Raw genomic sequence first — 9,683 nt, forward strand, 5'->3', positions numbered from 1 at the left:
TGAGCTAACCAATACTAATTGCCCGTGAGGCTTGACCATATAACACCCAAGCAATTTGACTACTCTAACGAGCATCAGATTGCGGTGTGTGAAGACGAAAATGAACCGAAAGTTCGACGCTCACAAAGCACCGACAGCTGTCACATACCCAATTTGCTGAAGCGAGGCCAGCTGGCCACGACTCAGTACCCGAATTTCTTGACGACCATAGAGCATTGGAACCACCTGATCCCATCCCGAACTCAGTAGTGAAACGATGCATCGCCGATGGTAGTGTGGGGTTTCCCCATGTGAGAGTAGGTCATCGTCAAGATTAAATTCCGAAACCCCAATTGCGAAAGCAGTTGGGGTTTTGTTTTGGGCGCTCGGAAAGTGTCACAGTCTCCAGCGTCCCCCTCATTAAATAACCTGCCGCTGAGGGAAATCGATGCAAAGTGTTTCTGCATTTTTGGTATGGTGCAGCACATTTTCACAAGGATTGATCTTTATCCGCAGGAGGCGGCGTCGACCTTTTTCAACGAGATGCTGTAGAAATGCCTGAACCGATACCTATCAAAGATCACGAAAAAGAAAACCGCCTGGTCAACAAGCGCTTGCTCGCCTGTGCGCTGTTGGTGATTGGCATCACCTGTGCCCTGGTAGGGCGCATGTATTTCCTGCAGGTGGTGCAGTATGACTATCACTCCACGATTTCCGAAAACAACCGGGTCCATGTACTGCCCATCACGCCGACTCGCGGCTTGATCTATGACCGCAATGGCGTAGTGCTGGCCGACAACCGTCCGAGTTACAACCTGACCATCACCCGCGAGCGCACCACCGATCTCAAGGGCGAGCTGGACGCAATCGTCAATCTGCTACACCTGCCTGCCGAAGACCGTGCAGTGTTCGATAAGGCGCTCAAGCAGGCTCGTCACCCGTTTGTTCCCGTCACGTTGTTCTATGAGTTGACCGAAGAACAAATCGCCGTGTTGGCCGTCAACGAGTTCCGTCTACCTGGCGTGGACGTCGAGCCACAATTCGTTCGTCATTACCCACTGGGCGCGCACTTTGCGCATTCCATTGGCTACGTGGGCCGCATTAACGAAAAAGAATCCAAGACTCTCGATTCCGTGGAATACCGCGGTACCCAGTCCATTGGCAAGACCGGGATCGAGCGTTTCTACGAGTCCGAACTGCATGGCCACGTCGGTTACGAAGAGGTCGAGACCAATGCCCAGGGCCGCGTATTGCGGGTGCTCAAGCACACTGACCCAATCCCTGGTAAAAACATCGTCCTTAGCCTCGACGTCAAGCTACAGGAAGCCGCCGAAGAGGCCTTGGGCGACCGTCGTGGTTCGGTGGTGGCCCTGGACCCGCAAACCGGTGAAGTACTGGCGATGGTCAGCAAGCCGAGTTTCGACCCTAACCTGTTCGTCACTGGCATCAGTTTCAAGGAATACGCTGCGCTGCATGACTCCATCGACCGCCCACTGTTCAACCGCGTACTGCGTGGGCTCTATGCGCCGGGTTCCACCATCAAGCCGGAAGTGGCCATCGCCGGCCTCGACAGTGGCGTTGTCACCCCGCAAACCCGGGTGTTCGATCCCGGTTACTACCAGCTGCCGGACTTCGATCACAAATACCGCAACTGGAATCACAGCGGCGACGGCTGGGTGGACATGGACGCGGCCATCATGCGTTCCAACGACACTTACTTCTACGACTTGGCCCACAAGCTGGGCATCGACCGCCTGCACGACTATCTCGCCGAGTTTGGCCTTGGTCAGAAAGTATCCCTTGACATGTTCGAAGAGTCTGCCGGCCTGATGCCATCCCAAGCCTGGAAGCGTGCGACCCGTCGCCAGCCATGGTTCCCAGGCGAAACCGTGATCCTCGGTATCGGCCAGGGCTATATGCAGGTAACGCCGTTGCAATTGGCCCAGGCCACCGCATTGATCGCCAACAAAGGTGTCTGGAACCGGCCACATCTGGCCAAGACCATCAATGGCGTACCCCCCGTGGACGAAAACCCAATGCCCAACGTGGTCCTCAAGGATCCGCGTGATTGGGAGCAGGTCAACCACGGCATGCAATTGGTGATGCACGATCCACGTGGTATTGCCCGGGCCGCAGCGCAAGGTGCCCAATATCGCATCGCCGGCAAGAGTGGTACCGCCCAGGTAGTGGCGATCAAGCAGGGTGAGCGCTACAACCGCAACAAGACGTTGGAGCGCCATCGCGATAACGCCTTGTTCGTCGGCTTCGCGCCGGCCGAACATCCGAAAATCGTGATTTCAGTCATGATCGAAAACGGTGAGGCCGGTGGCCGTGTGGCCGGGCCTGTGGTTCGACAGATCATGGACGCTTGGCTGCTCGACCAGGAAGGTCATCTCAAACCGCAATATGCGACACCCGCCAAGGCGCCAGGCGACCCACGCGTCTGACTCAGGCCTTCCATTCGTTCCAGCGCTCAACGCCGTCATAGGCAAGCCAGGGTACCTCATGGGACGTCCAGATATGCGAGGTGGGCCGGGTGCCTGGGTCATCATCCAGCGTCGCCACCCGCACAATCACGTGAGGCTGATGCCCACGTTCGGCGATCAGATGTGAGCCGCAGCGTGAGCAGAAATGCCGGCGTTTGCCCGGTGAAGATTCAAAGGACGACAGCAGCTCTTCACCGTGGGTCCAGCGAAAGTGTTCGCGCATCACCCCGGCTGTGGCGACAAACGCGGCCGCATGCGCCTTGCGGCAGCTCTCGCAGTGACAGTGGCTGATCGGCATGTCCAGGCTGTCCACCTGGTAGCGCACCGCTTTGCACAAGCAACTTCCATTCAATGGGTCAGTCATAACCTATGGCCAGGTCAAGGATGGGGTCATCATCATCGCGCACAACTGAAGGTTGCGCATTGATCGATGTCGCCTACTGTTCAATGGAGGAGGTGACGCATGCACGTATTAGATCGCATCGAACGAAAAGTCCTGCTCAACGCATCACGCAAGCAGGTTTGGGAGGCACTGACGCAGGCTGAGCAATTTGGTGATTGGTTCGGTATCGCGCTCAAGGGCAAAACCTTTGTTGCCGGGGCAACTATCGAAGCGCCGATTACCTACCCAGGCTACGAACATGTGGTGTGGAAGGCCAGGATCGAACGCATCCTGCCGCAAACGCTGTTCTCTTTCTGGTGGCACCCTTACGCGGTAGACGCGGGTGTCGACTACGATGAGGAAACACCGACCCTTGTTGAGTTCACCATTGAGGATCGTGCGCCGGGCATCTTGTTGCGGGTTGTCGAATCGGGTTTCGATAACGTGCCCAAGGGGCGGCGCCAGAAAGCCTTCAAGATGAACTCCCGTGGTTGGGACGAGCAGATGGGCAATATCGAAAACTATCTGAGCAAAACCCCACCCAAGTAATGGGATGCAGGGGGGAGTTCAGCCCCCCATGTTTTCACGCGTTTAGAAATCAATCGTCGCCGACAACTTCGCCACTCGCGGATCCCCCTGGCTCAGGAAGCCGCCCTGGGCCGATTCCCAGTACTTCGCGTTGGCAACGTTCTCCACCGTTGCGCCCACTGTCACATCGCGCTCATCCAGGGTGAAGGTATAGCGCGCGCCCACGTCGAAGCGGTTCCAGGCCGGCAGGCTCAGGTTGTTGGCTGCATCGGCGTACTGACCGCCAGTGCGTAGCATGCGGCCGCTTAGGCTCACGCCTTGCAGGCCGGGCACATCCCAATCCACGCCGGCGTTTAGTTGGAATGAAGGCACGCCAATGGCACGGTTACCGTCATTGGCGCCGTTGAGGGTGCCCTTGAGTTCAGTCTTCATCAACGTCACCCCGCCCAGCAAGCGCAGGCCACTGACCGGTTCGCCGAAGACGTTCAGCTCGACGCCCTTGTTGATCTGCTGGCCTTCACGCACGTAACGCGCCGTGGTGGCGTCGATGGCCTCGGCATAACCCGCGCCAGGCTGTTCGATACGGTAGACACCCAGTGTCGCGCCATAGGTGCCCATGTCCACCTTGACGCCGGCTTCGATCTGCTTGGAGCGAGCGGGCGCATAGGCTTGCCCGCCACCGATGACCGTCAGTACGCCTGATTTGAGCGGCGACGTCGGGCCCTGGGCCAGGCCTTCGATGCGGTTGGCATACAGCGACACATGCTCCCATGGCTTGAACACGATGCCGTACACCGGCGTGGTGATCGATTCGTCATAGTTGGCGGTACGGCTGCCGCTCATGTAGTTGTAACTCTGTACCACCATCTGCTGGCGGCGTGCGCCCAGGGTCACCAGCAGGCGGTCATCGAAGAAGCCGAGGGTGTCGGAGACTGCTGCGCTGCGCACGAAGGTCTTGCCGGTGATGGTTGGATCGCTGAAATCGGTGCCCGGCGTGTTACGCGGGCTGTTCAACGTGGGCGGCGCGCCGGTCACCGGGTTGTAGATATTGGTTGGGGTAGACGTTGCTGCGGCGTTGAACACATAGGCATTGCGCGCTTCTGTCCAAATACCGGCCAGACCGAAGTTGAGTCGGTGACTGATGGCCCCGGTCTGGAATTTGCCGTTCAGGCCACCCATTGCGCTGCGATTGTTCTCCTCATGGGCGATGGTCGAGCGGCTCGCCAGGGCATTGCCGAGATTATCGCTCAGGGTCACTGACGAGTAGCGCCCCATCTCACGGCTGTGCTTGGCACCGGCTGCCGCGTAAGCGGTCCAGTTTTCGTTCAGGTCGTACTCGGCGCGCAGCATCCCCAAGGTATCTTCAAGGTTGGTACTGCTCCAACTCGGCGCATAGTTGGTATCTGCCGATGGCGCATCCGGCACGTGGGTGATCTTGCCGAGGAATACCGAGTTGCGTCCGCCGTTGATACGTTGCTTCTGATACACAAAATCACCGGACAGGCGCAATGCATCGCCGCGGTAGTCGAGGCCGACGGCAAACAGCTTCGAACGCTGGTTTTCATCGTCAATGCCGGTATCGCCTTCGCGCTGGGACAGGTTGACCCGTGCGCCAAACCGGTTGTCTTCGCCGAAGCGCTGGCCAATGTCCAAGTGCTCGCCAATTCGCCCATCGCTGCTGATGTCGGTACTGAACCGGCGCAGTGGCACATCATCGGCCCGCTTGGGTTGCAGGTTGACACCGCCGCCAATCCCCGAGCCAGTGGGGGTGACGCCGTTGATAAAGGCGTTGGGGCCCTTGAACACTTCCACGCGCTCCAAGGCGTCGGTGGAGATGACCTGGCGCGGCAGGATGCCATACAAGCCGTTATAGGAAATGTCGTCGCCATTCAGCGGCAGGCCACGGATCATGAACGTCTGTGACTGGTTCGCATACCCGGAGGCCTGACGCACGGAAGAGTCATTGAGCAACACGTCGCCGACAGTTTCCGCCTGCTGGTCGCGAATCAGTTTCTCGGTGTAGGAGGACATGCTGAAGGGCACGTCCATGATGTCCTGATTGCCCAGTACGCCCAATTGGCCACCGCGTGCCACCTGGCCACCTGCAAACTCGGGTGGCAATGCAGTAGGCGCGGGCGCTTCGGCATTGATGCTGGTAGCGCCTAGCTCCAGTGCGTTATCCGCACCCGCTGGTGGTGCCGCCTGTGCAGCAAAACTCAAGGAACAGCAAAGGGCAAGCAGGGTAGGGCGAAACGGCACAGCGCGAGCGTTACAGATGGGCATGATCGATCCTGACGGCGAACCGTCAACGGTGAGGAAGTGGACAACGACGTTGCGCTTCCTCACTGCGCGAATACGACTCCGGCGCAGATGATAGTGATTGCCATTAACGATCTGCAACAAATTTGTGAGATGACCGTCTGGATGCTCGTTAACCTGCCGCGTTTGCACGGATGCCGAGTAGAATCACGCCCTTAACGCGATTCCTGAGGTGCGGTACGGTGGATTTACAGCAGGGTTTTGTTTTGACCCGGCATTGGCGCGACACCCCGGCGGGCACGGAGGTCAGTTTCTGGCTGGCCACCGACTATGGGCCTCGCTGCATTCGCCTGCCCGCGCAGACCTCAGTGGTGTTCATCCCCGAGGCGTATCGCAAGCCGCTCGATTGGCTGCTCAAGGGCGAGCGCGATCTTGAGCTGCGCCCGTTGCAACTGTGCGACTTCCACCATCGCCCGGTCTTGGGCCTTTATGCCCGCCAGCACCGCCAGTTGATGGACATCGAAAAGCGCCTGCGCGTTGCCGGGGTCGATGTCTACGAAGGTGACGTACGCCCACCCGAACGCTACATGATGGAACGCTTTATCACCGCCCCCGTTTGGTTCGGCGGCACACCCGACGCGAACGGCACCTTGCTCGACGCGCAGATGAAGCCCGCTCCCGACTACCGTCCGCAATTGAAGCTGGTGTCCCTGGACATCGAGACCACCGCCCAGGGCGATCTGTATTCCATTGCCCTCCAGGGTTGCGGCGAGCGCCAGGTGTACATGCTCGGCCCGCCGAACAAACCCGACGCGGTGGACTTCAAGCTCGACTACTGCGACACCCGTGCTCAACTGCTCGAACGCCTCAACCAATGGCTGGCCACTTTCGATCCCGACGCGATCATCGGCTGGAATGTGGTGCAGTTCGACCTGCGCGTGCTCCGCGAACATGCTCAGCGCCTGAACGTGCCCCTGCTGCTCGGGCGTGGCGGTGAGGCCATGACCTGGCGCGAACACGGCAGCCGCAACCATTACTTCGCCGCGGCGGCGGGACGGCTGATCATCGACGGCATCGAAGCCTTGCGCTCGGCCACCTGGAGCTTCGAATCCTTCAGCCTGGAAAACGTCGCGCAAACCCTGCTCGGCGAAGGCAAGGACATCTCCACGCCGTACCAGCGCATGGACGAAATCAACCGCATGTTCGCCGAGGACAAGCCGGCCCTGGCGCGCTACAACCTCAAGGACTGCGAACTGGTCACGCGGATTTTCGCGAAAACCGAGCTGCTCAAGTTCCTGCTGGAGCGGGCCAGCGTCACCGGATTGCCAGCTGACCGCAGCGGCGGTTCGGTCGCCGCCTTCACCCACCTGTACATGCCGTTGATGCACCGCCAGGGTTTCGTCGCGCCGAACCTGGGTGACAAGCCGCCCCAAGCCAGCCCCGGCGGGTTTGTCATGGACTCGCGTCCGGGTCTCTACGAGTCGGTGTTGGTGCTGGATTATAAAAGCCTCTACCCATCGATCATCCGCAGCTTCCTGATCGACCCTGTGGGCTTGATCGAAGGCCTCAAGTATCCCGACGACAGTGAGTCGGTGGAAGGTTTTCGCGGCGCGCGTTTTTCCCGCACCCGTCATTGTTTGCCGTCGATCGTCACCCGGGTTTCCGAGGGCCGCGAAGTGGCTAAGCGCGAACATAACGCGCCGCTGTCCCAAGCCTTGAAGATCATCATGAACGCCTTCTATGGCGTGCTCGGCTCCAGCGGCTGTCGGTTCTTCGACACGCGGCTGGCGTCCTCGATCACCCTGCGTGGGCACCAGATCATGCGCCAGACCCGCGAGCTGGTGGAGGCCCAGGGTTACGAGGTGATCTACGGCGACACCGACTCCACCTTCGTCTGGCTCGGCAGCGCCCATTCACCGCAGGACGCCAATCGCATCGGCCTGGCGCTGGTGCAGCACGTCAACGATTGGTGGCGCGCCCACCTGAGCAACGAATACGGCCTGCAAAGCGCCTTGGAGCTGCAATACGAAACCCACTTCAGCCGCTTCCTGATGCCGACCATCCGTGGCGCGGAGGAGGGCAGCAAAAAGCGCTACGCCGGTTTGGTCGTGCGCGACGATGGCAGCGAAGAGATGGTCTACAAGGGTCTGGAAACCGTGCGCAGCGACTGGTCGCCCCTGGCCCGGCAATTCCAGCAGGAACTCTACCAGCGCATCTTCCATCGCCAGCCCCATCAGGACTACATACGCGACTACGTGCGGCGTACGTTGAGCGGCGAATTCGATGAGCTGCTGATCTACCGCAAGCGCCTGCGCCGGCCTTTGCACGACTACGAGCGCAACGTCCCGCCCCATGTACGTGCGGCGCGCCTGGCCGACGAGTACAACGACCGCCTGGGGCGCCCGCGCCAGTACCAGCGCGGTGGCTGGATCAGCTATGTAATCAGCGTTAACGGCCCTGAACCCTTGGAAGTGCGGCAAGCGCCCATCGACTACGACCACTACGTCACCCGACAATTGCAGCCGGTGGCCGATGCGATCCTGCCGTTTGTGAATGACGACTTCGGCACCCTGGTGGGCGGGCAGATGGGCTTGTTCTAAACTTGATTCGGGATGGCCGCTAGCCAGGCTTGGCTAGCGCAAATCAAAATGCTGCGATGAGGAGCAAGGCCCATGTACACACTCTACGGCACCGACGAGTCCGGTTCCTGCATGATCGAAATTGCCCTGCAGCGTTGCGCAGTGCCGTGGCATCGCGTGGACGCCAGCTCCTGGCAGGAAGGCGAGGGCAGCGACGCGCTCGCACGCATCAATCCGCTGAAACAGATCCCCACCCTGGTTACTCCCGACGGCCAGGTGCTGACCGAAAGCGCCGCTATCCTGATCCACCTGGGCCTGGAATATCCCGAAGCCGAGCTGCTGGCTGGCAATCGCACGCAGATCCTGCGCGGCCTGCTGTACATCGCTGCCAATTGCTATTCGGCAATCGGCATCATCGACTACCCGCAACGCTGGCTGGGCAACGCGGATGAGGCGCTGCAAGCACAATTGATCACGGGCACTCGGCGCTACCTGCACCAGGCATGGGTAGTGTTCGCCGAGCAGTTCGCCGACCAGCTGTTCACGCCCACCGGTGTGCCGAATGCACTGGGTATCATGGCGGCGGCAGTGTCACGTTGGGATGAGGCGCGTGAGGAGCTCACAAGACTGGCGCCGGGCTTTGCCCAGACCCTGGAACGAGTGGACGCCGACCCTGTTGTCGCGCCCGTTTTTGCCCGGCATTGGCCGCAGTGGAAAGTCTCGTAACCAGAAGAAACAATGGCCCTGGTCAGCCCCCAACCCTTGCGTAGCGGGCGTCCTGACCTACGCTTCTCATGGTGGTGTAGGAATCATCCTTGAATTTGGCTGTCGCAGACATGAAACTCAAGAACCCTGCATGGAATTCAAAGGAGGTGCGCATGCTCATCCGGTCGCTGACCCTGGCTACCTTGATGGCTTTTACGGGGCCGTTGCTGGCCGCTGATGATATCGATCCGCTCAAGCAGGACCTGGGCAAGGCCCGGCCGCTGGTGGTGGTGGAGCTGGATTCCGGCAACGACACCTTGGCGACCCTAAGGAAACAGCTGGACGAACCTGCCACCAAGCAGTCCTTTGAAGAACGCAACATGGTGTTCTACACCGTGAAGTTCGGCAGCATCGGCGCCGAAGGTGAGAAGTTCGCCAAGGAAGCCAAGGACAACAAGAAACTGACGCCACCGGAAACCAACGCACTGATCCGTGCCCTCAAGCTGGGTGCCGGCAGTGGCACCAAGGTGATCCTGATCGGCAAGGACGGTGAGAAGAAACTCGAGAAGACCGTGCCGCCGGACACCCTCGACCTCAACGAGTTTTTCAGCGCTATCGACCAGATGCCAATGGCCGAGAAAGAAGCGGCTGCGCCGACCGCGCCAGCTGCGCCAGAACCTGCACCTGGCAAGAACGCTCCCAAAACGGGTAAGGCAGCCAAGCAGGCTGCTCCTCAACAGCTGGATGACTGAGTCCGCGCAGGAG

Annotated in this window: 7 protein-coding genes and 1 rRNA gene; 6 read left to right on the forward strand and 2 right to left on the reverse strand. The window is 59.8% G+C overall.

Annotation, left to right across the window (positions count from 1 at the left end; translation table 11 throughout):
• Positions 1-197 precede the first annotated feature (197 nt).
• Both rrf and mrdA read left to right on the forward strand, forming a co-directional pair.
• Positions 198-313, forward strand: a 5S ribosomal RNA gene (gene rrf / locus TU73_RS25060).
• A gap of 220 nt (positions 314-533) precedes the next feature.
• Positions 534-2,426 (forward strand): penicillin-binding protein 2, encoded by a 1,893-nt coding sequence (gene mrdA, locus TU73_RS25065; RefSeq protein WP_043050970.1) that lies wholly within the window; start codon positions 534-536, stop codon positions 2,424-2,426.
• A gap of 1 nt (position 2,427) precedes the next feature.
• Here mrdA and TU73_RS25070 read toward each other — a convergent pair whose 3' ends face one another.
• On the reverse strand, positions 2,428-2,829 hold the full coding sequence (locus TU73_RS25070; RefSeq protein ID WP_057014446.1) for a GFA family protein: 402 nt from the start codon (positions 2,827-2,829) through the stop codon (positions 2,428-2,430).
• A 99-nt stretch (positions 2,830-2,928) separates the two neighbouring features.
• Between TU73_RS25070 and TU73_RS25075 the strand changes: the two genes are divergently transcribed.
• Complete coding sequence (locus TU73_RS25075) at positions 2,929-3,396, forward strand: SRPBCC family protein (protein ID WP_057014447.1); 468 nt, start codon at positions 2,929-2,931, stop codon at positions 3,394-3,396.
• A gap of 42 nt (positions 3,397-3,438) precedes the next feature.
• Here the strand turns inward: TU73_RS25075 and TU73_RS25080 are convergent, their stop codons facing one another.
• On the reverse strand, positions 3,439-5,658 hold the full coding sequence (locus TU73_RS25080; protein WP_057014448.1) for a TonB-dependent receptor: 2,220 nt from the start codon (positions 5,656-5,658) through the stop codon (positions 3,439-3,441).
• 218 nt (positions 5,659-5,876) lie between these two features.
• Between TU73_RS25080 and TU73_RS25085 the strand changes: the two genes are divergently transcribed.
• The 3 genes from TU73_RS25085 to TU73_RS25095 all read left to right on the forward strand — a co-directional run bounded on the left by TU73_RS25085 (position 5,877) and on the right by TU73_RS25095 (position 9,670).
• On the forward strand, positions 5,877-8,234 hold the full coding sequence (locus tag TU73_RS25085; RefSeq protein ID WP_057014449.1) for a DNA polymerase II: 2,358 nt from the start codon (positions 5,877-5,879) through the stop codon (positions 8,232-8,234).
• A gap of 72 nt (positions 8,235-8,306) precedes the next feature.
• Positions 8,307-8,939 (forward strand): glutathione S-transferase N-terminal domain-containing protein, encoded by a 633-nt coding sequence (locus tag TU73_RS25090; protein ID WP_057014450.1) that lies wholly within the window; start codon positions 8,307-8,309, stop codon positions 8,937-8,939.
• A gap of 152 nt (positions 8,940-9,091) precedes the next feature.
• A complete protein-coding gene (locus TU73_RS25095; protein ID WP_057014451.1) occupies positions 9,092-9,670 on the forward strand; it encodes a DUF4174 domain-containing protein in 579 nt (192 codons plus the stop codon).
• The last annotated feature ends 13 nt before the right edge of the window (positions 9,671-9,683 follow it).

Origin of the sequence: Pseudomonas libanensis (genome assembly GCF_001439685.1) — a bacterium.
GTDB lineage: Bacteria > Pseudomonadota > Gammaproteobacteria > Pseudomonadales > Pseudomonadaceae > Aquipseudomonas > Aquipseudomonas libanensis.

Excerpts from the sequence above, each read along its gene's own strand:
- mrdA (WP_043050970.1), top strand. The coding sequence starts at position 534 with ATGCCTGAACCGATACCTATCAAAGATCACGAAAAAGAAAACCGCCTG.
- TU73_RS25070 (WP_057014446.1), bottom strand. The coding sequence starts at position 2,829 with ATGACTGACCCATTGAATGGAAGTTGCTTGTGCAAAGCGGTGCGCTAC.
- TU73_RS25075 (WP_057014447.1), top strand. The coding sequence starts at position 2,929 with ATGCACGTATTAGATCGCATCGAACGAAAAGTCCTGCTCAACGCATCA.
- TU73_RS25080 (WP_057014448.1), bottom strand. The coding sequence starts at position 5,658 with ATGCCCATCTGTAACGCTCGCGCTGTGCCGTTTCGCCCTACCCTGCTT.
- TU73_RS25090 (WP_057014450.1), top strand. The coding sequence starts at position 8,307 with ATGTACACACTCTACGGCACCGACGAGTCCGGTTCCTGCATGATCGAA.
- TU73_RS25095 (WP_057014451.1), top strand. The coding sequence starts at position 9,092 with ATGCTCATCCGGTCGCTGACCCTGGCTACCTTGATGGCTTTTACGGGG.